The 25,606-nt window shown below is 61.3% G+C and carries 29 protein-coding genes and 1 pseudogene; 20 read left to right on the plus strand and 10 right to left on the minus strand.

Features of this window, described 5'->3' with window-relative positions; genetic code table 11:
• Nucleotides 1-125 precede the first annotated feature (125 nt).
• Nucleotides 126-386, minus strand: a complete 261-nt coding sequence (locus ABIB06_RS37250; protein ID WP_354050923.1) for a hypothetical protein — start codon at nucleotides 384-386, stop codon at nucleotides 126-128.
• Between the two features lie 132 nt (nucleotides 387-518).
• On the minus strand, nucleotides 519-1,016 hold the full coding sequence (locus tag ABIB06_RS37255; protein WP_354050967.1) for a ferritin-like domain-containing protein: 498 nt from the start codon (nucleotides 1,014-1,016) through the stop codon (nucleotides 519-521).
• Nucleotides 1,017-1,176: 160 nt separating this feature from the next.
• Here ABIB06_RS37255 and ABIB06_RS37260 point away from each other — a divergent pair.
• The 3 genes and pseudogenes from ABIB06_RS37260 to ABIB06_RS37270 all read left to right on the plus strand — a co-directional run.
• Nucleotides 1,177-1,450, plus strand: a pseudogene (locus ABIB06_RS37260) (hypothetical protein); the annotation flags it as partial.
• Nucleotides 1,451-1,453: 3 nt separating this feature from the next.
• Nucleotides 1,454-1,633 (plus strand): hypothetical protein, encoded by a 180-nt coding sequence (locus tag ABIB06_RS37265; RefSeq protein WP_354050924.1) that lies wholly within the window; start codon nucleotides 1,454-1,456, stop codon nucleotides 1,631-1,633.
• A 110-nt stretch (nucleotides 1,634-1,743) separates the two neighbouring features.
• Entirely contained in the window at nucleotides 1,744-2,064 is a 321-nt protein-coding gene (locus tag ABIB06_RS37270; RefSeq protein ID WP_354050926.1) for a hypothetical protein, read from the plus strand.
• Nucleotides 2,065-2,955: 891 nt separating this feature from the next.
• On the opposite strand, the gene ABIB06_RS37280 is transcribed toward ABIB06_RS37270, so the two are convergent.
• The 4 genes from ABIB06_RS37280 to ABIB06_RS37295 all read right to left on the minus strand — a co-directional run bounded on the left by ABIB06_RS37280 (nucleotide 2,956) and on the right by ABIB06_RS37295 (nucleotide 4,287).
• The gene (locus tag ABIB06_RS37280) at nucleotides 2,956-3,129 is read right to left on the minus strand and encodes a hypothetical protein (protein ID WP_247353275.1); all 174 of its coding nucleotides are present in this window, start codon (nucleotides 3,127-3,129) and stop codon (nucleotides 2,956-2,958) included.
• A gap of 165 nt (nucleotides 3,130-3,294) precedes the next feature.
• Nucleotides 3,295-3,762 carry a metallophosphoesterase family protein gene (locus tag ABIB06_RS37285; protein WP_354050928.1) on the minus strand — a complete coding sequence of 156 codons (468 nt, stop codon included), beginning with the start codon at nucleotides 3,760-3,762 and terminating at the stop codon, nucleotides 3,295-3,297.
• 14 nt (nucleotides 3,763-3,776) lie between these two features.
• Entirely contained in the window at nucleotides 3,777-3,995 is a 219-nt protein-coding gene (locus ABIB06_RS37290) for a DUF6894 family protein (protein WP_247353272.1), read from the minus strand.
• 160 nt (nucleotides 3,996-4,155) lie between these two features.
• A complete protein-coding gene (locus ABIB06_RS37295) occupies nucleotides 4,156-4,287 on the minus strand; it encodes a hypothetical protein (RefSeq protein WP_256467586.1) in 132 nt (43 codons plus the stop codon).
• 115 nt (nucleotides 4,288-4,402) lie between these two features.
• Here ABIB06_RS37295 and coxB point away from each other — a divergent pair, with 115 nt between their 5' ends.
• The 11 genes from coxB (at nucleotide 4,403) to ABIB06_RS37350 (ending at nucleotide 16,260) form a co-directional block, all read left to right on the plus strand.
• Nucleotides 4,403-5,413, plus strand: a complete 1,011-nt coding sequence (coxB, locus tag ABIB06_RS37300) for a cytochrome c oxidase subunit II (protein ID WP_354050930.1) — start codon at nucleotides 4,403-4,405, stop codon at nucleotides 5,411-5,413.
• 2 nt (nucleotides 5,414-5,415) lie between these two features.
• Nucleotides 5,416-7,323 (plus strand): cytochrome c oxidase subunit I, encoded by a 1,908-nt coding sequence (gene ctaD / locus ABIB06_RS37305; RefSeq protein WP_354050969.1) that lies wholly within the window; start codon nucleotides 5,416-5,418, stop codon nucleotides 7,321-7,323.
• Complete coding sequence (locus ABIB06_RS37310) at nucleotides 7,320-7,919, plus strand: cytochrome c oxidase subunit 3 (RefSeq protein ID WP_247443398.1); 600 nt, start codon at nucleotides 7,320-7,322, stop codon at nucleotides 7,917-7,919. Before ctaD ends, ABIB06_RS37310 begins: the two co-directional genes overlap by 4 nt.
• Nucleotides 7,916-8,269 (plus strand): hypothetical protein, encoded by a 354-nt coding sequence (locus ABIB06_RS37315; protein WP_354125698.1) that lies wholly within the window; start codon nucleotides 7,916-7,918, stop codon nucleotides 8,267-8,269. The genes ABIB06_RS37310 and ABIB06_RS37315 overlap by 4 nt, the downstream gene beginning before the upstream one ends.
• On the plus strand, nucleotides 8,257-9,180 hold the full coding sequence (locus ABIB06_RS37320) for a cytochrome c oxidase assembly protein (protein WP_354050934.1): 924 nt from the start codon (nucleotides 8,257-8,259) through the stop codon (nucleotides 9,178-9,180). Before ABIB06_RS37315 ends, ABIB06_RS37320 begins: the two co-directional genes overlap by 13 nt.
• Nucleotides 9,181-9,252: 72 nt before the next feature.
• A complete protein-coding gene (locus tag ABIB06_RS37325) occupies nucleotides 9,253-10,044 on the plus strand; it encodes a heme-binding protein (RefSeq protein WP_354050936.1) in 792 nt (263 codons plus the stop codon).
• A 110-nt stretch (nucleotides 10,045-10,154) separates the two neighbouring features.
• Entirely contained in the window at nucleotides 10,155-11,990 is a 1,836-nt protein-coding gene (locus tag ABIB06_RS37330; protein WP_354050937.1) for a methanol/ethanol family PQQ-dependent dehydrogenase, read from the plus strand.
• On the plus strand, nucleotides 11,974-12,813 hold the full coding sequence (locus ABIB06_RS37335; RefSeq protein ID WP_354050939.1) for a substrate-binding domain-containing protein: 840 nt from the start codon (nucleotides 11,974-11,976) through the stop codon (nucleotides 12,811-12,813). Before ABIB06_RS37330 ends, ABIB06_RS37335 begins: the two co-directional genes overlap by 17 nt.
• Nucleotides 12,813-13,448 carry a c-type cytochrome gene (locus ABIB06_RS37340; protein WP_354050941.1) on the plus strand — a complete coding sequence of 212 codons (636 nt, stop codon included), beginning with the start codon at nucleotides 12,813-12,815 and terminating at the stop codon, nucleotides 13,446-13,448. Before ABIB06_RS37335 ends, ABIB06_RS37340 begins: the two co-directional genes overlap by 1 nt.
• A 20-nt stretch (nucleotides 13,449-13,468) precedes the next feature.
• Nucleotides 13,469-13,843: a c-type cytochrome gene (locus tag ABIB06_RS37345; RefSeq protein ID WP_354050943.1), complete on the plus strand. Its 375-nt coding sequence runs from the start codon at nucleotides 13,469-13,471 to the stop codon at nucleotides 13,841-13,843.
• Between the two features lie 5 nt (nucleotides 13,844-13,848).
• Nucleotides 13,849-16,260 carry a glucose/quinate/shikimate family membrane-bound PQQ-dependent dehydrogenase gene (locus ABIB06_RS37350; RefSeq protein ID WP_354050945.1) on the plus strand — a complete coding sequence of 804 codons (2,412 nt, stop codon included), beginning with the start codon at nucleotides 13,849-13,851 and terminating at the stop codon, nucleotides 16,258-16,260.
• A gap of 24 nt (nucleotides 16,261-16,284) precedes the next feature.
• On the opposite strand, the gene ABIB06_RS37355 is transcribed toward ABIB06_RS37350, so the two are convergent.
• The 3 genes from ABIB06_RS37355 to ABIB06_RS37365 are packed head-to-tail and all read right to left on the minus strand — an operon-like array spanning nucleotide 16,285 to nucleotide 18,730.
• A complete protein-coding gene (locus ABIB06_RS37355) occupies nucleotides 16,285-18,054 on the minus strand; it encodes an SDR family oxidoreductase (RefSeq protein ID WP_354050947.1) in 1,770 nt (589 codons plus the stop codon).
• A gap of 57 nt (nucleotides 18,055-18,111) precedes the next feature.
• Complete coding sequence (locus tag ABIB06_RS37360) at nucleotides 18,112-18,513, minus strand: hypothetical protein (RefSeq protein WP_354069524.1); 402 nt, start codon at nucleotides 18,511-18,513, stop codon at nucleotides 18,112-18,114.
• 22 nt (nucleotides 18,514-18,535) lie between these two features.
• Nucleotides 18,536-18,730, minus strand: coding sequence for a hypothetical protein (locus tag ABIB06_RS37365; RefSeq protein WP_354050951.1), 195 nt, complete (start codon nucleotides 18,728-18,730; stop codon nucleotides 18,536-18,538).
• A 601-nt stretch (nucleotides 18,731-19,331) separates the two neighbouring features.
• Here ABIB06_RS37365 and ABIB06_RS37370 point away from each other — a divergent pair.
• Genes ABIB06_RS37370 through ABIB06_RS37380 form a run of 3 tightly spaced genes read left to right on the plus strand, consistent with a single transcriptional unit; the run spans nucleotide 19,332 to nucleotide 20,925 of the window.
• Nucleotides 19,332-19,910, plus strand: coding sequence for a TetR/AcrR family transcriptional regulator (locus tag ABIB06_RS37370; RefSeq protein WP_354050953.1), 579 nt, complete (start codon nucleotides 19,332-19,334; stop codon nucleotides 19,908-19,910).
• Nucleotides 19,911-19,940: 30 nt separating this feature from the next.
• The gene (locus ABIB06_RS37375; protein WP_354050955.1) at nucleotides 19,941-20,474 is read left to right on the plus strand and encodes a carboxymuconolactone decarboxylase family protein; all 534 of its coding nucleotides are present in this window, start codon (nucleotides 19,941-19,943) and stop codon (nucleotides 20,472-20,474) included.
• A gap of 4 nt (nucleotides 20,475-20,478) precedes the next feature.
• On the plus strand, nucleotides 20,479-20,925 hold the full coding sequence (locus ABIB06_RS37380) for a DUF302 domain-containing protein (RefSeq protein ID WP_354050957.1): 447 nt from the start codon (nucleotides 20,479-20,481) through the stop codon (nucleotides 20,923-20,925).
• A gap of 297 nt (nucleotides 20,926-21,222) precedes the next feature.
• Here the strand turns inward: ABIB06_RS37380 and ABIB06_RS37385 are convergent, their stop codons facing one another.
• A complete protein-coding gene (locus tag ABIB06_RS37385) occupies nucleotides 21,223-22,434 on the minus strand; it encodes an MFS transporter (protein ID WP_354050959.1) in 1,212 nt (403 codons plus the stop codon).
• 84 nt (nucleotides 22,435-22,518) lie between these two features.
• On the opposite strand from ABIB06_RS37385, the gene ABIB06_RS37390 reads away from it, so the two are divergent.
• From ABIB06_RS37390 to ABIB06_RS37400, 3 genes are read left to right on the plus strand one after another with little or no spacing between them, the layout of a single operon-like run.
• Entirely contained in the window at nucleotides 22,519-23,217 is a 699-nt protein-coding gene (locus ABIB06_RS37390; RefSeq protein WP_354050960.1) for a TetR/AcrR family transcriptional regulator, read from the plus strand.
• Between the two features lie 43 nt (nucleotides 23,218-23,260).
• On the plus strand, nucleotides 23,261-23,785 hold the full coding sequence (locus tag ABIB06_RS37395; RefSeq protein WP_354050962.1) for a DUF2231 domain-containing protein: 525 nt from the start codon (nucleotides 23,261-23,263) through the stop codon (nucleotides 23,783-23,785).
• A 5-nt stretch (nucleotides 23,786-23,790) separates the two neighbouring features.
• Complete coding sequence (locus ABIB06_RS37400; protein ID WP_354050964.1) at nucleotides 23,791-24,789, plus strand: ketopantoate reductase family protein; 999 nt, start codon at nucleotides 23,791-23,793, stop codon at nucleotides 24,787-24,789.
• Nucleotides 24,790-25,606: the final 817 nt, after the last annotated feature.

Below are 25,606 nucleotides of genomic sequence, written 5' to 3' on the forward strand. Positions count from 1 at the left end.
TCGCCCATTGGGCGTCAGTCAAAACGAATCGGTCCATCCCAAGCTTGAATCACAACCAAGCCCCGATGAGAATCCTGAATCCCAACAGACCCTAGTTGGTCTGGCCACGCTGGCGCCTGACTCTGTCACGAGCGCGAATTGGCCGCGCGACGGATGGGCTTGTCGAGGTCCTCAACGTAGTGCTCGTATTCGGAGATGGCGCGATTGGCCATCCGAATCCGGTTGGTCTGGCCTTCGTCGACCATCATGGTGATACGCTGCGCCAGGAATACGCACGTCTCGAATTCATCGCTGATAGCCCCGCCACGGGCGAGAAAGTCCCACGCGATCTCGTAAGCCTGCTCGGCGGCGAGATTGCCATAGTCGCTGAAGATAATTTTCGTCATCACAGCCCAGCTAAAATGGTGTGTATCGTTCCTGCAGGTCTCTGCACAAACAGCCGAGTTCAGCAACCGCCAAGCCGCCGGTCTCGCGGCAAGCGGGACCGGCGGCTTGCCTGTAGCGGCGACCGGATGGCGTCACGTCGCCTGACGCTGATGCGCCAGATATTCCATCGTCACCTTCTCGACGTTTGAGTCGATCCAGGCGGCCATGCGCTGCTCTTCCTGCAAGGACGTCTCGAGCAGATCCTTTGCTTCAGCCACCCCGGCGGCGCCGCAGAGGGCGAGCAGAGACTTGTAGGCAGCGATCTCGAAGTTCTCGAACGCGTTGTTGGCGAAGGTGTTCTTGAGAATCTCGTCGCCGGCGACAGAGTGCGCCATAGCCTGCATGTTCGCCATCACGGATTGGGTCGTATCCTTGAGGCTGGAGGAGTTTTCGCCGCAAGCTTCCAGACATCTCTCGAGCCGCTTGAGCTGTTCGTTGGTCTCCTGAAGGTGAGCGACGACTTTCGCCTTCACCTCAGGATATTCATCCAGCCGTTCCGACTGACGTTCCATCAGCTCCCTTGCCTGCACTTCCATCGCGTGCGCATTGCGTAGTCCGACCACGAATGTATCGCGGGCTGCGTTAGCCATTTTCCTGTTCTCCTTCTCATTGGCCTTGCTGCGGCCCAACCGCAATTTTCGCGGATCGTTCCTACCGGATAACCGTGCAGGCTCTGGTCTTCCGCCTAAGGCTAACCTGCGATAACAGAACACAAATACAATTCGTCGCCGCAGGAACGCCGCCGACGAGCTGCGGTTTCCCAGAGCGTGTGGTCGCATCCCAACTAGCCACAGCGCTCAGGGACAGCCGGACAACGCCTCCGATCCCTATTTCATGAGCATCCGCGACGATCTTGCCGACAAGGGTTTCTTCGGCAACAGCGGAGGAGTTCGGGCTTGCCTGCTGCGCGGTCGAGATGATGCAGATGTCAATGCCGCGCTATGACGCGGAACGTTTCGGATTCGCGCCGCGAGCATCGCCACGCCAATCCGACGTGATCATCGTGGCCGGCACCCTGACCAACTAGATGGCCACCCCGGATTGGGAAAGTGCGAAGACGTCGCTGCGTGCTCTTGCGCCACTTGCTGCCGAGATCGTCATCACCGGACACGGCGCGGCCATGCAAGGTCCGGAGATGCGCGCCGCTCTCGACGCCGTTGCTGAACGGTTCGATGAAGTTGCCGTGCCTTCGCAATACCGCCGTTGAGACAGCGTGTGCCGTCGATGACGACGGCAACGCCGAATGAATTTGCGTGGGTAGGAACGGCCGATGACGCTCATGATTGGTTCGACATTGAAAGCTCAAGGAGAAACAGCATGCGTAAGACAATCTTGATGATCTTCACGGCCGCGATGCTCGCAGGCACTTCAGTCGGCGCAGCGTTCGCGCAAGGTGCCGGTGGCGCGGGCGGTGCCGGTGGTGGCGCTGGCGGCGGAGCCGGCGGCGCTGGTGCTGGCGGCGCTGGTGCTGGCGGCGCGGGCGCCGGTGCTGGTGGCGGTAGCGCTGGCGGTGCTGGAGCCGGCGGCGGCGGTGGCGGCATTACGCATGTCGAGCGGGGTGGCCAAGGTGCCTCCAGTCCTCCCGGCATGCGCAACGAGACGACTCCGCCGACCAACGGCACCATGCCGCGTCGTTAGCGTTCGCGGTTCGGGGTCTCGAAGCCGCACCTTTCCGACCAAAGGCCAGCCCCTCTTGAGGACGAGCTCAAGATCAAGCCGTGCTCGCCGGATTCCGAAACGTCAAAACGACGAAGACCTTTATTGGACGCCGGCGAAGCCGGCGTCCTGATCCCGGTCAGCATCCTTTGCAGATGCTTTTGATCTTTCGATCCACGGTGGAGCCCTGGGAATTTTCAGACCGGATTTCCGCGTCGCCTTGCATCGACGGACCTGGTGTCGCCGTTCCATCGATCCGTCCGCTGCTGGTTCCGCCCGCGAGGTTGCCGGGTCGGCCGACGGTGGTCGATCCTTGCGGGCCCCCGCTCGATTGAGCCGTTCCTGCTGCATTTGTCCCGCTGGCCGCTGTGCCCCGGGACGCGTCGCCGGCGTTCCCTCTGTCAGACGGCAAACTGCCGGTTTGGTTGGTTGTCGCCGAAGTCCCGCCGCCCAAAGCGCCCCCGGCGCCGACGCCACTGGTGCTGCTCGCGCTTCCGCCCCCGCCCGATCCCCCCGAACTGCCGCCGCCGCCTCCTCCGCCACCCTGCCCCCAAGCGGCGCCTGTCGAGCCGCAGGCCAACAGGGCGACCAGCATCATGGCAGAACTGATCTTGCGCATCGTTTTTCTCCATCGTCTTCCGGAACGGGTCGCACGTTCCTGTGGGCCAATGTCTCAGCTCCTGTGACGATCGTCGTGCGTGTGATGCTCATCGCGCTCACCACCGCCTCCTGAGACGTGCGACTTCCGGTCATTTGTGGGAGCCCCCGGCGTCGGGGCTTCATGTTCGCGCCCTCCCTTTTCAGGATGCTTGCGATCCTGCTGGGAGGACCCGGGTCCACCGAACCGTTCTGTTTCAGAGTTCTTGTGGGGCATCATCGATCCTGCTGGTAGCCTTGGTTTGTGGTGTTCTGCTTGATGTTGCCTTGACGTCCCTGGGTGTCGAAGTTCTCGCGGCTGGGGATTTTTTCGTTGGTCTCGGTCTTTGGATCTGAACCGGGTCCCTTGTCGCTGCGCTGCTCTGCCGGTACGGGGGGCATTTTTGACATTGCGTGCTCCATTTTGGGTCTTCACGACCATCATGCAGACCAATGAGATACGGCTACGGTCGTTCCTCGCGCTTGTACTGACGTCTGTCCTTAGCAACGAACGATTCCGGCCCGGGTTGCCCAAGGTGATGATGACGGGAGCTGGTAGGTCGCACCTCCACGTTTTCACCTGCCGAGCTCGTGAACGGTGGGCCGCAGTTCGCCGCTCTCATCCAGATCGAGCGTTGCCAGTGTAATCGGCAGCTTGAAGCGCCTCGGTCCGGCACTCCCCGGATTTAGAAACAGTATTCCGCCGATTGTGTCGATTTTCACCCGATGCGAGTGGCCGGAAACTACAATGTCGATTCCTCGTTGGGCGGGGTTTGCCTTCAGCTCCCTGAGATCGTGCAAGATGTAGAAGAAGCGCCCTGCAAGGCGCACCGTTTCAGTTGCGGAGTAGCATTTTGCCCACTCGCCCTTGTCGACATTGCCTTTGATGGCTGTAACAGGCGCAATCCGGCGAAGGTGTTCCACAACATCGGGAGCGCCGATATCGCCCGCATGGATAATGTGCGACACGCCCGTGAGGCAGCGCTCCACCTCCGGCCTCAGTAGTCCATGCGTGTCGGAGATCACTCCAAGCTTGAACGTCATGTCATGTCGCAACTTCAGTGCAGGACATCCAGTGGTACCCGGCCGATCTCTTCGCCGTCCCGATTGGTGACGAGGATCGAGAAGTGACGGCCCTCAAGCTCGGGACGCTCCTTCAGGAGCCGCTTGGCGATCTCCTCGGCGACATCGAGAGCCTGGATGTCATCCGGCAAGTCGGCGCCCTCTTCGTCAGCTACGGTTTTCGAATCCACCAGGTCAAAATGATAGTGCGGCACGTCGCCCCCTCGCATCTGTCGCAGAAACGCGCGATCCCAAACCTTCGTTCCGGCGCGGGCGCGTGGACTTCTGGCACGTTCAGGAACCTGCGGGTCACCGGGACATTGCTGCTGGGGACGTTCGGAACTGGATAGACCCATGCTCGACGAACTACGCGTGCTAGTCCAGCCCGGAGCGGTCATCGCTGTCCTCGCCGTCTTGTTGCTCATGGCTGCGGGTGATGCGGTTATCTTCATCGCCGTCAGGGGATGGCCATTCTAAATTCGCGGTCTGACGAGCAACGTTGGACATATCTTCTTTCTTCCAAGCTCTCTTGCAAAGGCTGCGCGCGGCTCGCTCCAACAGCAGATAGGAACCTTTGTAGGATCGGCCAGTTCCCGCCTGTGAAGGGGAACCGCGAGCGTCTATGCCAGTCTGGGTGCGAATTGTCCTGGTGCTATGCACGACTTGGCCGCTTGTTGCGTGCGCCGGCCGGCAGTCGACGCTCGACCCGCAAGGGCTGCAATCCGAGCAGATCCTGCATACACTATTCATCTTTCTCGGGGTTGCTGCGATCGTCTGGATCGCAGTCGTAATCGTGCTCGCCCTCGGAATGTTGCGCCGGAAGCGCTTGGCCGATCAGCCGCTCGATCTCCATCAAGCCTTCGAAGAACGCACGGGCCGAGTCATCATTGGGCTGGGCGTTGCAACCACGGTGATCGTGCTCGGCCTCTCCTTCGTCAGCTATGCGGGGCAGCGCATCGTCTTCGCCAAGGGCGAGAACGCCCTCACGCTCAAGATCATCGGACACCAATGGTGGTGGGAGGTTCGCTATGAGGATGACAGTCCGCATCGGAGTTTCGTAACCGCGAACGAGATCCGGATCCCGACCGGCCAGCCAGTGAAGGTCGAGCTGGAATCTGCAGATGTGATCCACAGCTTCTGGGTGCCGAGCCTGACCGGGAAGATGGACCTCATCACCGGGCAAAAGAACGAGTTGCAATTCACCGCGAAAAACGCCGGCGTCTATCGCGGACAATGCGCCGAGTTCTGCGGACTTCAGCACGCGCACATGGCCTTCGCGGTGATCGCGCTACCGCCGGACGAGTTCGGCCGGTGGCGCGATCGTGAGAATCAGAGCGCGAACAGCCCCGCGGATCAGCTCGGCAAGCAGGGCGAGGCTCTCTTCCGGGCCCGCGGCTGTGCCTTGTGTCACAACATCAGCGGCACACTGGCCGGCGGGCAGCTCGGCCCGGATCTCACGCATATCGGCAGCCGCACGACCATCACGGCGGGAACGCTGCCGAATACCCCGGCGACGCTCGGCGCCTGGATCGCCGATCCTCAGCACATCAAGCCCGGCAATCTCATGCCGAAGATGCCGCTGCAATCGGGCGAGCTCATCGCGATCCTTCATTATCTGGAGCAGCTCAAGTGAGCATGGCCGCTGAACCGAATGAGTTGCGGGACGACGTCCTGAATGGCCTTCAGCTTTCCACGCAACTGGAGAAAGTGTGGCGCACGCCGTCCGGACTGGTCGGCGCGCTCATGTCGGTCGACCACAAGGTCGTGGGACGTCGCTACATCGTGACTGCATTCGCATTCCTGCTTCTCGGCGGCATTCTTGCGATCCTGATGCGCGTTCAGCTTGCCGGGCCGGAGAAGACTTTTCTCTCGGCGGACAAGTACAATCAGATCTTCACGATGCACGGCTCGACGATGATGTTCCTGTTCGCCGTGCCGGTCATGGAGGCGTTCGCCGTCTATCTGGTGCCGCTGATGGTCGGTACGCGGAACATCGCCTTTCCGCGACTGAACGCCTTCAGCTATTGGATGTTTCTGTTCGGCGGTTGCTTTCTGTGGATCTCCTTCCTGTTCAACGCCGGCCCCGATGTCGGCTGGTTTTCGTACGTTCCTCTCTCCAGCCTGCAGTTCACACCGACCAAGCGGGCCGATGTCTGGGCGCAGATGATCACCTTTACCGAGGTCGCGGCGCTCGCGGTCGCCGTCGAGATCGTCGTGACTGTGTTCAAGCTCCGCGCGCCGGGCATGACCCTGGACCGCATTCCCCTGTTCGTCTGGGCCATGCTAGTCACAAGCTTTCTGGTGATGTTCGCGATGCCGTCGATCATGGTCGCGTCCACGTCATTGATCCTGGATCGCCTGGTCAACACCCGCTTCTATGATTCCTCCTCGGGTGGCCACCCCCTGCTCTGGCAGCACCTTTTCTGGTTTTTCGGCCACCCCGAAGTCTACATCATATTCATTCCGGGAACGGGGATGGTCTCGGCGATCCTCGCTACGTTCGTGCGCCGGCCGGTGATCGGCTATCCCATCGTCATTCTCTCCTTGATCGCGACCGGCTTCCTGTCGTTTGGCCTGTGGGTCCACCACATGTTCGTCACGGGCCTGCCCCAACTCGGCGCTGGCCTGTTCACGGCGTCCAGCATGCTGATCGCGGTGCCGAGCGGGCTGCAGATCTTCTGCTGGCTGGCGACGCTCTGGGATGGACGCCCGGTTTACCGGACGCCGCTATTGTTCGTGATCGGATTCATGGTGATCTTCGTGCTCGGCGGGCTATCCGGCGTAATGGTCGCTTCGGTCCCGATCGACACCCAGGTGCACGACACCTATTTCATCGTAGCCCACTTCCACTATGTTCTGATCGGTGGTGCTGTGTTCCCGCTGGTCGGCGCCGTCTACTACTGGTTTCCCAAGATCGCCGGCCGCATGCTGAGCGAAAGACTCGGGCGCTGGAATTTCTGGCTGGCCTTCATCGGCTTCAACGTCGCGTTCTTTCCGATGCACATCCTCGGGCTGATCGGAATGCCGCGCCGGGTCTACACCTACACGGCCGACATGGACTGGGCGCATTTGAACCTCTTGTCCAGCGGCGGTGCCCTCATTTTCGCGCTCAGCTTCGCGCTGCTTCTGGTCAATGTGATCTACAGCCTGCGCAAGGGTGAGCTCGCGGGCGACAACCCCTGGAATGCCTCGACGCTGGAATGGGCCACCTCCTCGCCGCCTCCGCCGCAGAATTTCGACCGCATTCCGGTGGTCAAGCACCGCGATCCGCTGTGGGCCGACAGCGAGAGCCTGCCCGTGGTCGCGGGTCTGAGTGCCGAGCGGCGCGAAATCCTGTTGACCTCGCTCGCAGAAGCGGAGCCGCAGATCCGCGAGGCTTCGCCCGAGCCGAGCATCTGGCCGCTGCTCGCCGCCATCGCGACGACGGTGTTCTTCATCGGCTCGATCTTCACGCCCTGGGCGGTGCTCTGGGGCACGCCGCCGATGGCCGTCACCTTGATCGGCTGGTTCTGGCCGGCCGGCAGCAAGGAGGACGAGGAGTGAGACAGACCATCGTCCGCAATGTCGCTGAACTGCCGACTTACGGTTACGGCCCACGCAGCGGACCGTGGTGGGGCGCCATGGGCTTTATGGCGCTCGAAGGCATGGGCTTTGCCATTGCCATCGGCGCCTATCTCTACCTCTACGCCGTCAACCCAACTTGGCCGATCGGCGCCTCGCCGCCCGATCTCTGGCCGGGCACGGCCGAGACCGTGATCTATCTGCTCAGCATCATACCCAACGAATATACCAGCCGTGTGGCGCATCGGCAGGATCTCGCAAAGGTCCGCATTTGCCTGATCGTGATGGCCGCGATCGGCATCGCGCTTCTGGTGCTGCGCGGCTTCGAATTCGCACATCTCAACACCCGTTGGGATAATTCCGCCTACGGCTCGATCGTGTGGCTCATTCTGGGACTGCACACGACCCACCTTGCCACCGATGTCGGCGACACGGTCGTACTGGCCGTACTGATGTTCACGCGCCATGCGAAACCGCGCCGCTTCAGCGACGTGACCGACAACGTGTTCTACTGGAACTTCGTCGTGCTCGCCTGGCTGCCGCTTTACGTCCTGCTCGATTGGGTACCGCGCCTATGACCGAAGCTGACGGACATTCCAGGTTGCTTTACTGGGCCGGCGTTGCGCTCGGGCCCATCGCGTGGGCCATCAATTTGCAAGGCGTCTACGTCCTCGAGCATTTCTCCTGCGAAAAGACCAGGACGAGCGGCGCGATTGTGAGCGCGGTTCTCGCTATCGTCTCGCTTGCAGGCGCGCTGACTTCGGCCCGTGCGGTTCGGCGCAGCGCGGAGGCTGGATGGACGGATGCGCGGGGTGGCGGGCCCAGAACGTTCATGGCCTGGCTCGGCGTCGGCTCCGGCGTGCTGTTCGCGCTGGTGATTGCGAACCAGCTCGCCGCGTCGCTCATGATCAGCCCATGCCTGCGCTGAGCTTTGCAGCACTGCTGCTTGCCCTGCTCGCGGGTCGGGCCGATGCGCACGGACTATCGGATGTCGATCCCGGCTCGCTGTGGAGCTACGACCCTTGGCTGATGGCCCCGCTCTACGCGGTGGGGATCGGCGTCTATGTTGGAACGCAGCGGCTCTGGCACCATGCGGGAGGTGGCCGCGGCGTCAGCTTCCGCCAGGTCGCGGCGTTCTGGACCGGATGGCTGGTCGCAGCTCTTGCCGTGACCTCCCCGCTGCACTGGCTCGGCGAGCGCCTGTTCACTGCCCATATGGTCGAGCACGAACTGCTCATGGTCGTCGCGGCACCGCTGATGGCGTTCGCCCGGATCAATGGCCCGCTGCTGTGGAGCCTGCCAGCCGGGCTTCGCCCGGCGGCGGGTCGCATGCTCAATCTGCCGGTGCTGGCGTGGCCGTGGCGTTTTGTGAGCCACCCCATGAGCGCGACCATTCTCCACGGCGCAGCGCTGTGGATCTGGCATGCACCACCCCTCTACGCCTGGGCACTGGAGAATTCCGCGGTCCATCGCCTCCAGCACATCAGCTTTTTTGCGACCGCGCTCTTGTTCTGGTGGGTGCTGCTGCACGGTCGGGGCCAGGGCCGCAGCATCCGAATTCGCGACGGCATCGCGGTCGCCTGCCTGTTCATCACCATCCTGCATTCCGGCGTGCTCGGGGCCTTGCTGACTGTGTCGACGCGGCTCTGGATCCCGGGCCAGGGCGCCCTCGCGGGCGAATTCGGCCTCTCGCCGCTGGAAGACCAACAGCTCGCCGGCATCCTCATGTGGGTGCCGATGGGCATACTCTACACAGGAGCGGCGTTGTTCTTTGCTCACCGGTGGCTGACTGCGAACGATGGCCACTCCCACCTGCCGCTCGTTCAACATCCGGGCTGAGCGACGCTGCATAGGAACCGCCACTTCTCCTCGAACGTTCGCCTGCCGATTGCGACACTCCACGGAGGCCACATGGAAAAACGATCCGTCATGGCGGCAACGGCTATCTTGACCGCGGCATTCTTGTTGCCTGCAGTTTTGAACGCGCAGGACCAACCCCAGCTAGGCATGTCGTGTCCGGTCGACCATGACAAGCTCGCAGATATCCTCAAGAACAGCGTCAAGCCGGGCGGCGGCCCGAGCAACGGAGGCCTCGACAACAACGAATGGGCTGCTGTCGTCAATCGACAGGGTGTTGTCTGCGCAGTCGCCTACAGCGGCCGCAAGGCCGATGATCAGTGGCTTGGCAGCCGGGCGATCGCAGCCGAAAAGGCCAATACTGCCAATGCGTTCAGCCTGAAGGACAAGGCGATGGCCACGGCCAATCTCTACGCGGGCGCGCAACCTGGAGGATTTCTGTTCGGCGCGGCTCTCAGCAACCCTCCATCCCCGGAGGTTCTGTATGCCGGCACTCCCGACGAATTCGGGACGCCCCACGATCCGATGGTCGGCAGGCCTGTCGGCGGCGTGATCGTCTTCGGAGGCGGGCTGGCACTCTACGACGGCAACGGCATCGCCGGTGCGCTAGGCGTCAGCGGTGACAGCTCCTGCGCCGATCACAACGTCGCCTGGCGCGTGCGTCACCTGCTCGGACTTGACCGCGTGCCGGCCGGCGTCAGCCCGAACATGAAAGACGCGATCATCTATGACATCGGGCCTGACGGCAAAAGTCCGTCGGGATTTGGTCACCCCAAGTGCAACGGCAAGGAGGATCAGATCGCCGTAGATCTCGGCGCGGGCGTTTCGGGCAATGTCGTGAGATAGCGCTCCGTCAACGTCGGATTTTGGAACCAAGCGGAGGCGCAACGTTTGTACGTTCGCAAGCCGACCTGCAACGCGTCACGGTCCCATCACCGCCGTGGAGATCTTGACAAATGTTAGTGCGTGGCCTTACGCGGTCGCTGAGTGTCGTTTGCGCGTCCTGCGCATTGTTGTCGTCCGCCTCGGCACAAACCGATCTGGCCAGCCGCATGAAGGACCCGGGCCAATGGCCCATGGCGGCGCGCGACTACGCCAACACTCGCTACAGCGAACTCGACCAGATCAACGCCACCAATGCTTCGCGCCTCCAGCTTGCGTGGACGTTCTCGGTCGGCGCCGATCGAGGCCAGGAGGCGGCGCCGCTCGTGGTGGACGGCACCATGTATGTGGTCGGCCCCTATGCGGGCCCCTATCCCAACCGCGTGTTCGCACTCGATGCCACGACCGGTGAATTGAAATGGTCCTACGCACCGAAGCCGGAGCCCGCTGCCGCGGGCGTTGCCTGTTGCGATGTCGTCAATCGCGGACTCGCCTTCGACAATGGCAAGGTCTTCCTCAACACGCTCGACAACCACACCGTAGCCATCGATGCCAAGACCGGCAAAGAGCTTTGGCACACGAAGCTCGGCGAGATCAACAAGGGCGAAACGATCACGATGGCTCCCGTCGTGGTGAAAGGAAAGATTCTCGTCGGCAACAGCGGCGGCGAACTGGGCGTGCGCGGCTGGGTGACCGCGCTCGACGAGAACACCGGCGCTATCGCTTGGCGCGGTTATTCAACAGGCCCGGACAAGGACGTGCTGATCGGGGACGATTTCAAGCCGTTCTACGACAATCTCAAAGGCCAGGATCTCGGCGTGAAGACCTGGCCCGCCGACCGCTGGCAGGTCGGCGGCGGCACGGTCTGGGGCTGGATCTCCTACGATCCCGATCTGAACCTGATCTACTACGGTACTGCCAATCCAAGTCCCTGGAACGCGAACCAGCGCAGCGGCGACAATCTCTGGAGCACCACAATCTTTGCCCGCGACCCCGACACTGGGCGCGCCAAATGGGCCTACCAGGTCAACCCGCACGATCTGTTCGACCACGACGAGATCAACGAGAACGTGCTCGTCGACCTCGAACTGAATGGCCAGCCGCGCAAGGTGCTGATCCATCCCGGCCGCAACGGCTACATGTACGTCATGGACCGCGCCACCGGCGAAGTGATCTCGGCGGACGCGTATGATTTCGTCAACACCTACAAGGGCGTCGATCTGAAGACCGGCAAGATCATCCCGAACGAGGAGAAGACGCCACTTATCGGCAAGACGGTCGAGAACATCTGCCCGAGCGCGCCCGGCGCCAAGGATTGGCAGCCGACGGCGTGGTCACCGCGCACAAAACTCCTCTACGTGCCGCACCAGCACCTCTGTATGAGCTTCAAGGCTTCTCAAGTCGGCTACATCGCCGGCACGCCCTATGTCGGCGCCGACGTCGATATGTATGCTGGCCCCGGTGGGTATCGCGGCGAGTTCATGGCGTGGGATCCCGTCGCGCGCAAGAAGGTCTGGGAGATCCACGAGAAGCTCCCGGTCTGGAGCGGCGCGCTGGTGACAGCCGGGGATGTCGCGTTCTACGGCACCATGGATCGCTTGTTCAAAGTGGTGGATGCCAAGGATGGACACGTGCTCTGGCAATTCCGTGCCGGCTCCGGGTTCATCGGCCAACCGATCTCCTATCGCGGGTCCGACGGACAGCAATACATCGCCATCCTTTCGGGCGTCGGCGGCTGGCCGGGGGTGGTGGCGAACGCCGAGGTCGATCCGCGGGTGCGCAACAGCGCCCTTGGTTTTACCGGTGCGACGCAGGATTTGCCGTTCTATACCGCCGGCGGGAGCGAGCTGCTGGTGTTCAAGCTCGGCGGCGCGAATGGTGAGGGCACCAGCCATGCGCCTGCGAAATAGTTATTCCATCATCCCCCTCGTCATCCTGCTCGGGCTCTCAACCGCTGCGGCCGCAACGGCGGATGGTGAATTTCGCGTCTGTGCCGATCCGAACAATCTGCCATTCTCGAACAGCGCGGAGGCTGGATTTGAAAATAAGCTTGCAGCGATGGTGGCCGAAGACCTCGGCAAGCAGGTGCAATACACCTGGTGGGCGCAGCGCCGCGGCTTCATCCGCAACACGCTGAAATCCGGCAAATGCGACGTCGTCGTGGGCGTGCCGTCCGGCTTTGATCTCGCCGAGACGACCAAGCCCTATTATCGCTCGAGTTACGTGTTCGTCACGCGGCAGGACCAGCATCTCGATCTTTCGTCGCTGCTCGACCCGCGCTTGCATCATCTCGTGATCGGCGTGCATCTGATCGGCGACGACGGCAACAATCCACCGCCCGCGCAGGCGCTCGGCGAACAGGGCATCGTCGACAATGTCCGCGGCTACTCGATTTACGGCGACTATCGCCAGGCCGACCCGCCGGCGCGCCTGATCGAAGCGGTCGAAAGCGGCGGGATCGATGTCGCCGCCGTCTGGGGGCCGCTGGCCGGCTATTTCGCGCAGCGCTCAGCCGTGCCGCTGACAGTCACGCCGATCCAGGACTACGAGCGCTTTGCGCCCCAGCAGTTCCAGTTCACCATCTCCATGGGCGTGCGCAAAGGCGACGACGCCCTGCGCGACCGGCTGAATGCGTTCATCGACGGCCATCGACCCGAGATCACCTCGCTGCTGCGAAGTTACGGCGTGCCGCTGGTTGACAGGCCGGTCACGGCGTCCGGAGGACATGAGTGATGTCTGCGCCAGCCCTGCGCGCGAGCGCCCTATCGTTGCTGCTGGCCGCCGTGCCGAACGGCGCCGGACTTGCCCAACAGACTCTGCCGCAGTCGCAGGAGGCGCAGATGCCGACGCTGGCTCCGCGCCCAAATTTCGGTGGCAGTGTCGGCAACGGGAGGCCAGGCGTGTTCATGCAAGTCCCGGTCACCACCCTCTTCCCGGGCGCGCAACCCGATCCGCCGCAAATCAAGAACCCCGTGCAAGGCGATCCCAATGCGGAGCAGCGCGGCATGACCTACTACGTCAACTTCAACTGCGTCGGCTGCCACGCGCCCAACGGCGGCGGCGGCATGGGGCCGGCGCTGAGCAACAACACCTTTACCTACGGCTCGCAGCCCGAAAACATCTATCTCTCGATCTATCAGGGACGGCCGAACGGAATGCCGGCCTGGGGCAGCGTGCTGCCTGACAGCGTGATCTGGGACCTCGTCACCTATATCGGCAAGATCAGCAACGAGCCGAGCCATCAATGGGGCCGGACTTTCTCGGCGAACCCACTGTCGCCTGAAATGGAGCAAGTCCCGACCGAGCAGGTCTCGACGACAGACCCCTGGTCCGCCACCAAGACTTTCAATCTCGGCCAAAAGCCCTGACCGGTAAAGCGGAGCAGCCGATGGTGAGTTCGGGCACACGATTGTTAGCCGCCTCGCTGCTGGCCATGGCAACCGCCGCCTGCGAAGGCAAGGCTGCGGGCCCGGACAATTTCACAGGCGATGCGCGCCGTGGCACTGACCTCGTCAGGCAATACAAATGCGGCGCCTGTCACGATATTCCCGGCATTGCCGGTGCGGACGGTAACGTCGGCCCGCCCTTGCATCGGATCGGCACGCGGACCTACATCGCCGGCTACATCCAGAACTCGCCGGACAACATGGCTGACTGGATCGAGGATCCACAGAGGGCATTGCCGGGCAATGCCATGCCGAGGATGGGTATCCCGCAGAAGGACGCGCGGGACATCGCGGCCTTTCTCTATACGCTGAAGTGACCATCATGACTCCGACACATCGTTCGACGAACTGGTTCCGTGACGCGCCATTGCTGGCCATCACCAGTGTGGTCGTGGCTATCATGGGACTGGGCCTCCTCGCCGGCGGTGCCTGGCTGGCGGCCCTCGGTGGCTCCGTCTACTATCTGATCGCGGGCATCATGCTTCTGCTCACGAGCTGGCTGCTCGCGCGCCGCCGTGCCGAGGCGCTCTGGATTTATGCCGCGCTGCTGGCCGGAACGATGGCGTGGGCGATCTGGGAAGTCGGCCTCGATTTCTGGTCGTTGGCGCCGCGCGGCGACGTGCTCGTGCCGCTGGGCCTATGGCTGATGCTGCCCTTCATCGCGTCCCGTCTGGCGCCTCGCTTGCGCGGCGCGCGATGGGCGCTCGGCCTTGTGTTGGTCGCTGCGGCCGTCGTTGTCGGCATTTCCCTGACGAGCGATCGGCACGATCTTGCCGGCACCATACCAGAGAGCGACACAACGGGCGCCATTGCCTCGTCCGCGCCGGCACCGGCCGCTGCCGGCCAGAACTGGACGGCCTATGGCGGCAGCGGCTTCGGCACGCGCTTCTCGTCGCTGAGCCAGATCACCAAAGACAACGTCAAGGACCTCAAGCTCGCCTGGGAATTCCGCACCGGCGACCACAAGGGCCCGGACGATCCCGACGAGATCACCAACCAGTCGACTCCGCTCAAGATCGGTGATTTCCTCTACACCTGTTCGCCGCACCAGATCGTGTTCGCGCTCGAAGCCGCGACCGGAAAACTGCGCTGGAAGTTCGACCCGCAGGTTCAGCACAACAAGGCTTTCCAGCACATGACCTGCCGCGGCGTGTCCTATCACGCCACCAAGCCCGGCGCGCTGACCGCCGACGGCACGCCGGCGCCGAGCAATTGTGCGGAGCGCATTTTCATACCGACGAACGACGGACGGATGTTCGCGCTGGATGCGCAGAGCGGCGTGCCTTGCGAGAGCTTCGGCAACAAAGGACAGATCGACCTCAAGCAAGGCAGCGAGATCCAGACGCTCGGCTTCTACGAGGGCACCTCGCCGCCCGTCGTCACGGACAAGGTGCTGATCGTCGGCGGAGCTGTGATCGACAACTATTCCGATCGCGTGCCGTCGGGCGTGATCCGCGGCTTCGACATCTACTCAGGGCGGTTGATCTGGGCGTTCGATGCCGGCAATTCCGACCCGAACGAGATGCCCTCGGCCTCGCACCATTTTACAGCCGGCTCACCAAATTCGTGGAGCATTTCCGCGGTCGACGAAAATCTCGGACTCGTCTACGTGCCGCTCGGCTCGAGCTCTCCGGATATCTGGGGCGGCGGCCGTTCGCCCGAAAACGAGCGTTACGATTCGGCCTTGATCGCGCTCGATGTCATGACCGGCAAACTGCGTTGGTCGTTCCAGAACGTGCACCACGATCTCTGGGACATGGATATGCCCTCGCAGCCGAGTCTGGTCGATTTGCGCTCTAACGGCGGCGTGACGCCTGCGGTCTACATCCCGGCAAAGACCGGCGACATCTTCGTGCTCGACCGCCGCGATGGGCGTCAGTTGGTGCCCGCGCCGGAAAAGCCGGTGCCGCAGGGCGCCGCGAATGGAGACCGGCTGTCGCCAACCCAGCCCTTTTCGGAGCTGAGCTTCCGCCCCTCCGGCATGCTGACCGACGCGCAGATGTGGGGCAGCACGATGTTCGACCAGCTCGCCTGCCGCATCAAGTTCAAGCGCCTGCGCTATGAGGGGCCGTTCACCCCGCCGTCGGAACAAGGGACGCTGGTGTTTCCCGGAGACTTCGGCATGTTCGAATGGGGCGGCATTGCCGTCGATCCGCAGCGCCAGATCGCCATCGCGAACCCTCAATCCATTCCCTTCATCTCGCGCCTGGTGCGGCGCGGAAAGGACAACCCGGCCGCGCCGAACGCTGCGCATCCGCCGGGCACCGAGCTCGGCGTGCAGCCGATGTACGGTGCCCCCTATGGCGTCGACCTCGGCATTTTCCTGTCGCCGCTCGGCATCCCCTGCCTTGCCCCGCCATGGGGCAAGATCGCAGCGATCGATCTCAAGACGCACAAGGTGGTCTGGCAGCACCGCATCGGCACGATCCGCGATCAGGCCCCGCTGCCCCTGCCGTTCAAGCTTGGCGTACCCATGCTGGGTGGTCCGCTCGTGACCGCGGGCGGCATCGTCTTCATCACGGGAACGATGGATGACTACATCCGCGCGTTTGACGTTCGCGATGGCAGACAGCTTTGGCAGGACCGCCTTCCCGCCGGCGGCCAGTCGACGCCAATGACCTATGACGCCGGTGGCAAGCAATACGTCGTCACGGTCGATGGCGGCCACGGCTCGTTCGGCACGAAGCTCGGTGATTACGTGCGGGCCTATGCGCTGCCGGAACGATCGAAATAGCAGAAGGCAGCAGCGCGGCGCTCATCACGCTCGGCCGCGCCTCGTTCTCGCGTGTGGTCTGGGCGCACGACCAACCCTCGAGGCGGCGAAGGCCAGGCAAGCAGCGATCCCAAACACCGCGAAGCCCTTGCTGATCACCCCGGCGGGTGGAAGTTGCTTCCGTGACAGCCAACCGCCATCGATCGATGTGCCCTGCGGACCGGCTTCGATCATGGTGCCCTCGCTGCTCTTTGCGGGGTGCGCGCGCGACAGCAGGAAGCGGAAGGCAGCTCCCAGGATATTCTCGGTGATCTGCGGAGCCATCGCGTAGGCAAATTGGCCGGCGCGAGCTGGCCAGCCCACGGCGACCTCGTCACGGGGCGCGCGGACAAGGCTCACAAATGTTTCCGCTACGTCCTCCGACTGATACAGCAGCGGACCGGGATCAAGCGTTCGGCCGGACATGTTGGCGCCGTGGACGAAGCCCGGCGTATCGACCATGGCCGGGAAGACGCCGCAGATATGAATCTTGCGGTGAGTACTGAGCTCCTGACGCAGGCTCGCGGTGAAGCCGCGCAGGCCGAACTTGCTCGCCGCATAGGCCGCAGCAAAAGGTGTCGGCGCCCAGCCGCCCAGCGAGATGTTATTGATCAGGATGCCGCGGTTCTGGCGGAGGAAGATCGGGAGCACCGCGAAGGCGCCATGCATCGCGCCGAGGAGATTGACCTCGATCGTTCGGCGATGAAGCGCGATATCCGCATCCTGATAGGCCCCGAAAACGCCCGTGCCGGCGTTGTTGATCCAGACGTCGATGCCACCGAACGCGTCTTCGGCCTCTCTGGCCAATCGCTGCACCGCCCCGGCATCAGTGACATCGGTCGGGATCGCCAATGCGCGGCCTCCGAGCGCCTCGCATTCCGCCGCGAGGCTCGTCAGGACTTCGCCGCGGCGTGCCGCCAGGACCACGCTTGCGCCCCTACCGGCGAAGGCCAGCGCCGTGGCACGCCCGATTCCGCTCGAGGCGCCGGTTATGACGACGCGCGTGCCGATCATTTGCTGCGGCTCAGATCCGGAGGCGCTCGCGGGAAGCAGCCAGCGCAGGGATCGCCGGAGGCGCTCGGTCCCTTCCGTTTCGAACCAGTTGCCATGCGCGAAGATCACCCGCTCCGGAGACAGCCGTACGAGCCGCTCGGCCGCGCCTCGCGCGGAACGGCCTCCGAGGCGCAGCAGCAGCCGTAGATAGATCGGCGCCATGCCATTCGGTTTGGAGACGCCGAGGAGGTTTGCCGCAGCCTCGTTTGGCGCGCTGAGATCATTGGAATCGAGGTTTTGCACGAGATCAGTCAGGATCAATGTACGGCTGCGCTTGTCGAACAGCTCGATCTCGGAAAACATCGGCGCATTTATAGAGACGGCTTCGATGTCGGCCTTCCAATCCTCAGGCGTCGTGTCTCCAAGCTCGCGATCGATGCGGATGCGTGCTGCTCGAACTTGCCTGCGCGCCGAAAGGCCGCGCGCCGCGAATGTCGTCACCTGCGGCAGCTCCCTCTGCCAGTCGGACAGGAACATCCAGTGCGCGATATTCGGCGCCAGCAGGTACCTTATCGCGCCTAGACGCTCCAACTCACCGCGGAGAGCCGGCGAATATCTCACCGGCGAATACAGCACGAGATCGCCGTTCGACAGGCGAATGACCGTCATGCGAACGGGGAGTTTCAGACCGGCGGCGCTGATCGGTGCGTCGTCCACGACCCAGATATCGTCCGTCACGCGTGACAGACAGGCGGTCGACAAGGCGGCGTCGGAACTTTGCATGAGTGTTTTCCATCACGAGGCGTTTGCTCAAGCTACAGGAGCGACGCTCGTTCCTCGCTAGGACGCCCGAGCCTGTTTGCGGGCGTTGCGCCGGCGACGGCGCGCAGCAAGCCGGCCTCTATCCGTCTCCGCCGGAAAGTGCCGCGAGATCGCCGGGGCGAGCTCCGGCTCTGACTGGAGTTCTTGGGCGGCGATCGGCGCTTGGTCCGGACGAGCCTCCAGGAGATCGAGCACGGCGCGGCCCTTGGCCGTGATGCGCCACCCGCCGTTTGTCCGGTCGATGAGCCCTTGCGAAAAGATGTCCAGCCCCGGCATCCGCCCGCCGAGCCGTCTGGTGCGCTCCGTCCAGTCGCGACCGCTGGTCGCCAGGATGGCCATATCCCGCTTGAGATCCTCCATGTCAGCGAACCCATCCGGGTAGCTCACCAGGATCTTGAGGACCGTAACGTGGAAATTCACCCCCGCCCCCACATGGCCATCGTCACATCGTCGGAACTTCAGAGAGGGCATTGCGGGCAGCCTGTTTGAGGCAATCCGCAGAGATGTCGCCCCTGCTTGCAGTCTCCAGAAGCTTCGACGCCACGTGGGTACGGGCGCCGATCTCATAGCGGGAAACACCTTCACACACCTCGTCAAGAACGGTGCGCAACAACGCTTTGGTCGCGGTATCGATCATGGAAAGCCCCAGCGGAAAGGTTCACGCTAGGGCAATCGCTTCGCCCTGTGATTCAACATTGTTAATGATCTGAAAACTTTGCACGTTGCCTACGGCGTCCGTCCGGTCCCGGAGCGGCGCCGATCACACCGAAGCGAGCGTCCCAAGCAAGCGGCGATGGCATCGCCTGCAGGCGGAACAACGGGAGCCGGCGCGTCGAGCCTGAACACCCCGTTCGGACAACAATGGCGGCGGATCAAGCGCCGCGGCGAAATCTGCCCCTGTCCCGCCCGACGGCACTGACACCAACACCCTGGGGAGCACGGCGCCAAAGACTAACTCTCCCCAGCGACGGTCATAGCGGCGCTTGCCCGAAACCATCGAGCGAACGCGGTCGCACCAGATGATCGCAGATTAGTGCAGAAACTCGGGCGATGGAGCGGGTGAAGGTATCGACCCCTCGTATTCAGCTTGGAAGTCTCCGAATACAGAATTTCTCTTTGCCGGAATGGCCTTGCGAGTCACGAGCAGAGACAGGACGGGTCCCCAAGGCTTCTCATTGCTGGCGACGTCATTCGAGAAGGTGGTTGACATAGACAGATCTGTCTGTCTATGTCAACTAATGGTCACCTCATCGCCTCGTCAACGCATCTTAGAAACGGCGTCGGAAATGTTTTACGCCCAGGGCGTTCGGGCCGTCGGTGTCGACGCAATCATCGCGCGCGCCGCGGTCGCAAAGGCGAGCTTTTACAAACATTTCCAGTCAAAGGATGATCTCATCGTCGCCTATCTGGTGCGACGCGACGAACTCTGGCGACGGTGGCTCGAGGAATCGGTCGGGAGACTGGCAAAGTCCGCGGACAAGCGTCCTCTGGCCGTGTTCGACGCACTCGCGGAGCGTTTTGCTACCAACGATTTTCGCGGGTGTGCGTTTATCAATTCGATGGCCGAACTCGCAGATCGCAGCCACGCAGCGCACGTAGCCGCTGCTCATCACAAGCAGCAACTGACCGCATTTCTTCGCAAGCTGCTTGCGGAAGCGGGAGTAGCGGCTAACCCGCTTGCTGAGCAGTTCATGATCCTGATCGACGGATCGATCGTCACCGCTTTGCGTAAGGGCGATTCGGCTCCCGCGAAAACAGCTAAGCAGATCGCCGCAATGCTTTTGCACGAAGCACGCGAACGAAAGTTCGAATCGTGACATCTCTCATGTCAGATAATGGAGTCATCTATGTCAAGAATGCCCCTGGTTGTCGCTGCGGAAGCGAAAAGTGAGGCCAAAGAACTCCTGGAGCGCACTCAAGCCCAGTTGGGCCGGGTTCCTAACCTCTATCGCGCGATGGCCAATTCGCCGGCAGCGCTTGACGGATACCTGTCGTTCCGAGCCGCGTTGGTCCGTGGCCGTCTAGATAGTCGCCTTCGCGAACAGCTTGCGCTGTTGATCGCCCAAGCCAACGGCTGCGAATATTGCGTGTCTGCTCACAGCCTGCGTGGCAGCAAAATTGGAATTGCCGAGGCTGAGTTAGCGGCCAACCGGCAGGCTCAATCGGACGATCCAAGGGTGGCCGCCGCACTTGCGTTTGCGAAGACGCTTATCGAAACGCGCGGCCGAGTCGATGACCGCACGCTTGCGGCAGTCCGGGAAGCACATTGGAGCGATGAGGAAATCACTGAAGTCGTTGCGCATGTCGCGCTAAATTTGTTCTCGAATTACTTCAATCACGTCGCGCAGCCTGCTCTCGATTTTCCCCGCGTCGAGGTCTAATTTCGTGCATAAGACCGTCGTCGATTATGGGCCTGCTTCAGGGCTCTCTGGGGACCAGAGCGTTACGGCTTCATTATACCCATTCGAAGAAACGATCAGCCGACTGAAGCGGGCGATCACCGATGCAGACCTCTGGCTCATTCACGAAATAGATCCACAAATGCTGCTGCGTAGAGGCGGATACGAGATTCGCGCTACGCGTCAGCTGCTGTTCTTTCATCCCCGTTTTATGCTGCGGCTTCTCCATGGTGATCCTAGCGCGTTGATCGAGGCGCCGCTGAAACTGGTCGTCATGGAAATGCCGACGGGTGCAGTCATAGTGCGTAGTTCTGATCCGACCGACGCCTTCGCGCGCTATGTCGGTCTTGGAGAACTTGGTCGTGAGCTTTCCGAACTTTGCGACACGCTCACTGCCGCTGTGACTCAGACCGGCCCGGGTAAGGAGAGTTAGGCGCCTGAAAAGGCCATCCTGCGCTTTTTCTTACAATTCAACGTGCCGAGAGGAGATCCAAGCCAAACTGTCATACCGGCAGCAAGTCATTCATGGCCCGATCGAACTCTCGCAAACCCTTTGCGCATTCACCCGCAAAACTATGAAAACTAGACCCATGTTGAGTTGTATTCTGCTCGTTTGAAGAACGCGATCGATCACCGTGCCGGCGGCCGATGTAGTCGTGTCGGCGGGAAGGCAGGATGACGGCCGGTTTCTACAAAAATGCGCCGGCGCTGCCTCCTAACCTTATGCGATTCATTCCAGTGTTTTTACAGAGCCCGATATTCCGACGCGATCTTGCCAAGACGGCAGCGCAGTCGCCATGAGGACGACCAACGGCAGAGGCAACGACCACAGGGCCATTGCGGGCCATCCAACTTTTTGCAGCAGCCAGCCAGAGCCGACGGAGGAGAGAGCGGTTGCGAGGAATACGAATTGGTCGTGGGTGGCCTGGGCCTTGGCGCGTTCGGACGGCGCATAGGTTTCGGTAAGCAATGTCGACCCGCCGACATAGAGAAAATTCCATCCGACGCCGAGCAGCACCAGTGAAATCCAAAAGGCGGCGACACTCAGTCCGCCGTAGGTAGCGATCGCAATACAAAGAAGGATCAAGCCTGCACCGATCTGCAGAATCGGAATATTACCGAATCGCTTGACCAAAGAGCCTGTCACGAACGAGGGCGCGAACATCGCCAATGCGTGCCATTCGATAACGAATGCGGCGTCCGAATAGGCGTGATGATGCTGGACCATCGCGATCGGAGCCGCCGTCATGAGGAAGTTCATGCTGGCGTAACCGAACATGCTGCTCATGACAGCCAGGATGAAGTTGCCTTGTCGTGCAATGACGGCAAGCGGCCGCGCCTCTCTCTTATGCTCGTCCTCCGCAACGGTCGGGATGACAACGAATGCCTGTAAGATCAGGGCTACCGTTGCAAGACCTACCAGGAAAAGGTAAGTGCCGGTGAACGGGGCCGATAGCAGATCCTTGGTCAACTTGCTTGTCTCGGGACCCGCAACGGCCCCGACGACTCCCCCCGCGAGCACCAATGAGATTGCCCGGCTTCTGAATGCGGCTCCAGCGATCTCAGCCGCGGCAAATCGATAATATTGTCCAAAGGCGTTATAACCGCCCATCAGTAGCGTACCGACGCACAGAAGCCAGAAGCTGCCCGAGAAGACAGCAAACGCGCCGACCAACGCGCCGATCACACCAATCATGGCCCCCGTAATAAAACCGGCACGCCGTCCTACCCTCTTCATCCATAATGAAGCCGGCACGGTTATGCACGCCGTGCCGAGGACATAGGCCGTGACCGGAAGCGTCGCCAAGGACTTGTCCGTCCCCAGCAATGAATAACCGACCAACCCGTTCAGCCCGACGAGGATGATGTTGTTGGTCAGCAATGCCGCTTGGCACGCTGCCAGGAGCGCCACAACTCGTGTTGGTTTTTCCATGGGCATCATGCGCCCCTCCTGGCAATCGCCTTGACATCCGGCAATCCATTAGATAGTGAGTACATGCTTTCTAGTCAAGAGAGGACATCGCGCATGGCCAGTGCCGCAGCCAAACAAGAGCCCCGAGAGCGTTTTTTGGCGGAGGATCGCAAGAGTCAGATCGTGCAGACGGTCTTGCACCTTATGAACGAACGAGGGGTCGATGCAGTGAGCACTCAACTCGTCGCCGACACCATCGGGCGTTCCCAAGGGGTCGTTTTCCGCCACTTCCCAACAAAAGAAGCGTTGTGGACCTCGGTGATCGAATGGCTTCGGGAGCGGCTGGAAACAGTCTGGGCGGAGGCTCGTGAGTTTCATGACAGCGACAAGTCGTTGAAAACACTTGAGCGCATGTTTTTGGGTCACATCAAACTAATCGATAAATATCCGGGCCTCGCCAAACTCGTGATGTCCGATCACCTTCGTCATCAGTATCCGAGCATCAACGAGAGCTTCCGCGATCTTCATCGCCGCTACGAGAGTCAGGTTATCGCATTACTTGAGGAGGCCGTTCGCTGCGGGATCATCTCGTCGACCATCAACATCCCCGACGCCGCAACCCTGTATTTTTGCACGATCCAGGGCTTGGGGTTCCAATTCGCCATCGCACGTCTGCGTCGAACCCAACTCAATGCAGATGCTGCCCGGCTATTCGAACTGTTGATGCAGGCGTTCCTCGCGAGCGGAGTCGCCGGAACTCGTCCAACATCGGGCAGGCCGCAACGCGCTTCCAAAGCGCAGCACAGACATTGAGCCGGCATTACCCTTAAATCCACCACCGAAGCGCAGGACCAACATGTTTGAAGTACTTCCAAACTGGCATCCGATATTCGTACATTTCTCAATAGCTCTCTTTGTGATCGCCGCGATGTTGTATGTCGTCCATTTCGTTCTCCCGCAAAGCAGTTGGGCCGCACCGATCTTGACGGCAGCTCGGATCAATCTGTGGCTGGGTGCCGTTCTTTCGATCGCCACCGTCGCGGCTGGCATGCAGGCCTTTCTTACGGTTCAACATGGGGCGGAACAGCAGCCGGTGATTAACGACCACCGCAACTGGGCGCTCGCAACGGCTGTATTGTGGTGGTCGATTGCGTTGTGGGAGGGATGGAGAAGCCGGCATTCAAAGCCGATGAGCTATTTCTTCCTCGCTGCCGTTCTCTGCGCATTGGCACCGCTGGCGGCCACCGGCTGGAAGGGAGCCGAACTTGTTTACCGTCACGGCATTGGCGTGAACAGGCTAGCCTTGGTCGAGCGCATTAGCCATCTGTTGCCTAACGATGCGACACATAAGCGACTGCTCGATCGAATCGACACCAAGTAACGGCGATGAGATCCGGCCGTCATATTCTCGTCGTGGGAAACGGTTCGATCGCTGGATATCTCTTGGGGGCGTTGTCCAGCAAGTCTACGCGAGAGAATCTTCGTGTCACGGCTCTTGCGACAGAACGTTCGGCGCCCGAGTTACGACTGCACGGTCTCAGGATCGAAGCAAAGGACTTCTCTCTGCGGTGCAGGCCAAACATTTTGGTTAATCCGAACGATGTTTCCGATGTTGACATGATCATCATTGCTGCGAGGGCCGAGTGCACCCGCTCTGCATTGTCTGGTTTGAAAGCTGTTATGCAGCAGGGCGCGACTGTTGTTCTCGCCACCAGCGGCTTTCCATGGTGGCTGCCAGCCGCAAACAGCCTTTTGAAAAGTATTCCGATTGAGGCGGTCGATCCAGATGGAATGCTTCTATCCTCGACTCCAATTGGCAATATTGTCAGCGGAATTTTCGACCTGACGTGCGATCGGCCGGCGCCAGGCTTTGTTCGCCATTATCGCGGGCGCACATTGACAATTGGGTCGGCAATGCCTGGTTCGCTCGTGGCCGCCGAAGTTCAGCAATTGCTATCGAATCCGTGGCTTGATTGCATAGTTGACAGGGACATTCGATCGAAACTCTGGTCAAAATTGATCAATACGGGATCGATCAACCCGATTCGCATTTTGACAGGCGTGTCGCCCAACGATATCGCATCTTCAGGTCTGGGTCAGTCGCTCTCAATCTCCGCGATGAGAGAAATTGAGAAAGTCGGAATGGCTCTCGGATTTGGACCATTTGCCGATCCAGAGCGACGCCTGAGATACCAGAGAGACGCTGGATGCGAAAAAACTTCGTTGATGCACGAGATTGAATATGGTCTCGATCTCGAACTCGATGCCACGATTGCAGCGATTATCGAGATTGGTCTCCGCATCGGAATTCCGACCCCGACATTGTCTAATCTTCGCGAAATTGCGCGCCATAAGGCCATGCCGTTCCAGCACGTCACACATTGAAGTGGCTGAACATTGCGCAAACAATTTGCCGGTTTATAGTTGAGGTACCTTGCGCTCTGCCGCGAGATTGTGAAAAAGGCGCGACGTGTTCCGGCAGATCTTCTTTGGATGACGTCTGCCGAGTCCTTCGGGTCCGGCTGAATGATTTCGCCGAGCGGGCTGCTCTTATGCGTGAGACGCTCGCAGCGCACCTGCACTGGGCTCGGCGTACACCCTTCTTCGTCGCGTTCCGCGAAATCTGTCCTCCGAACCCACGGTCAAAAGTTACGGTTTGCGCGTGCCGCTCGAACGTCGTTCTGCACTACGGAAACCCATGAAGTATTGGCGGTAACGCCTGTATTTAGCAAAACAGCGCTTCCGCCCAACACGCCGGCTCCCACGACGAGCAAGGACAAGACACGCTTGCGAAGTATCGCGTGCTCGCGACGTCGTTCGAATTTTGCATCCGTGCACCCGCTTTTTTCGTGCGCCGAAGACGTCATTGACTGAGTCGCCGGATAGCCAAGCGGCGAAATTTGTCCGGAAAATTAACTCACGATTCACCGACTCGGACACCCTGCCCGGTTGGTTTTGGTATCGGTTTGGACCTTTCAAAGCTGCGTCGAGTGACTTCCGAGATTAACCTCCAGCGACGCGATCAGCCCACCGACGGTCGTCATCTGTCATTCGGCCTGGAATATTGCCCCCTAAGCCGGGGGATCGGCGTCCAAAATTGACGAGGCGCGCATTGCCTCATCAAGAATGTTACTGGACAACTTCTCGCCGATGACTGCAGCGGCGCCACCAAATTGCTTCGGTGGCCTCTATGGCGGGAAAG

It is taken from the genome of Bradyrhizobium sp. LB8.2 (assembly GCF_040548035.1).
GTDB lineage: Bacteria > Pseudomonadota > Alphaproteobacteria > Rhizobiales > Xanthobacteraceae > Bradyrhizobium.

Excerpts from the sequence above, each read along its gene's own strand:
- ABIB06_RS37270 (WP_354050926.1), top strand. The coding sequence starts at position 1,744 with ATGCGTAAGACAATCTTGATGATCTTCACGGCCGCGATGCTCGCAGGC.
- ctaD (WP_354050969.1), top strand. The coding sequence starts at position 5,416 with ATGGCCGCTGAACCGAATGAGTTGCGGGACGACGTCCTGAATGGCCTT.
- ABIB06_RS37375 (WP_354050955.1), top strand. The coding sequence starts at position 19,941 with ATGTCAAGAATGCCCCTGGTTGTCGCTGCGGAAGCGAAAAGTGAGGCC.
- ABIB06_RS37390 (WP_354050960.1), top strand. The coding sequence starts at position 22,519 with ATGGCCAGTGCCGCAGCCAAACAAGAGCCCCGAGAGCGTTTTTTGGCG.
- ABIB06_RS37355 (WP_354050947.1), bottom strand. The coding sequence starts at position 18,054 with ATGCAAAGTTCCGACGCCGCCTTGTCGACCGCCTGTCTGTCACGCGTG.
- ABIB06_RS37330 (WP_354050937.1), top strand. The coding sequence starts at position 10,155 with ATGTTAGTGCGTGGCCTTACGCGGTCGCTGAGTGTCGTTTGCGCGTCC.
- coxB (WP_354050930.1), top strand. The coding sequence starts at position 4,403 with ATGCCAGTCTGGGTGCGAATTGTCCTGGTGCTATGCACGACTTGGCCG.
- ABIB06_RS37335 (WP_354050939.1), top strand. The coding sequence starts at position 11,974 with ATGCGCCTGCGAAATAGTTATTCCATCATCCCCCTCGTCATCCTGCTC.
- ABIB06_RS37340 (WP_354050941.1), top strand. The coding sequence starts at position 12,813 with ATGTCTGCGCCAGCCCTGCGCGCGAGCGCCCTATCGTTGCTGCTGGCC.
- ABIB06_RS37295 (WP_256467586.1), bottom strand. The coding sequence starts at position 4,287 with ATGTCCAACGTTGCTCGTCAGACCGCGAATTTAGAATGGCCATCCCCT.
- ABIB06_RS37320 (WP_354050934.1), top strand. The coding sequence starts at position 8,257 with ATGCCTGCGCTGAGCTTTGCAGCACTGCTGCTTGCCCTGCTCGCGGGT.
- ABIB06_RS37280 (WP_247353275.1), bottom strand. The coding sequence starts at position 3,129 with ATGTCAAAAATGCCCCCCGTACCGGCAGAGCAGCGCAGCGACAAGGGA.
- ABIB06_RS37315 (WP_354125698.1), top strand. The coding sequence starts at position 7,916 with ATGACCGAAGCTGACGGACATTCCAGGTTGCTTTACTGGGCCGGCGTT.
- ABIB06_RS37350 (WP_354050945.1), top strand. The coding sequence starts at position 13,849 with ATGACTCCGACACATCGTTCGACGAACTGGTTCCGTGACGCGCCATTG.
- ABIB06_RS37345 (WP_354050943.1), top strand. The coding sequence starts at position 13,469 with ATGGTGAGTTCGGGCACACGATTGTTAGCCGCCTCGCTGCTGGCCATG.
- ABIB06_RS37385 (WP_354050959.1), bottom strand. The coding sequence starts at position 22,434 with ATGATGCCCATGGAAAAACCAACACGAGTTGTGGCGCTCCTGGCAGCG.
- ABIB06_RS37265 (WP_354050924.1), top strand. The coding sequence starts at position 1,454 with ATGGCCACCCCGGATTGGGAAAGTGCGAAGACGTCGCTGCGTGCTCTT.
- ABIB06_RS37370 (WP_354050953.1), top strand. The coding sequence starts at position 19,332 with ATGGTCACCTCATCGCCTCGTCAACGCATCTTAGAAACGGCGTCGGAA.
- ABIB06_RS37395 (WP_354050962.1), top strand. The coding sequence starts at position 23,261 with ATGTTTGAAGTACTTCCAAACTGGCATCCGATATTCGTACATTTCTCA.
- ABIB06_RS37255 (WP_354050967.1), bottom strand. The coding sequence starts at position 1,016 with ATGGCTAACGCAGCCCGCGATACATTCGTGGTCGGACTACGCAATGCG.
- ABIB06_RS37400 (WP_354050964.1), top strand. The coding sequence starts at position 23,791 with ATGAGATCCGGCCGTCATATTCTCGTCGTGGGAAACGGTTCGATCGCT.
- ABIB06_RS37250 (WP_354050923.1), bottom strand. The coding sequence starts at position 386 with ATGACGAAAATTATCTTCAGCGACTATGGCAATCTCGCCGCCGAGCAG.
- ABIB06_RS37325 (WP_354050936.1), top strand. The coding sequence starts at position 9,253 with ATGGAAAAACGATCCGTCATGGCGGCAACGGCTATCTTGACCGCGGCA.
- ABIB06_RS37285 (WP_354050928.1), bottom strand. The coding sequence starts at position 3,762 with ATGACGTTCAAGCTTGGAGTGATCTCCGACACGCATGGACTACTGAGG.
- ABIB06_RS37365 (WP_354050951.1), bottom strand. The coding sequence starts at position 18,730 with ATGATCGATACCGCGACCAAAGCGTTGTTGCGCACCGTTCTTGACGAG.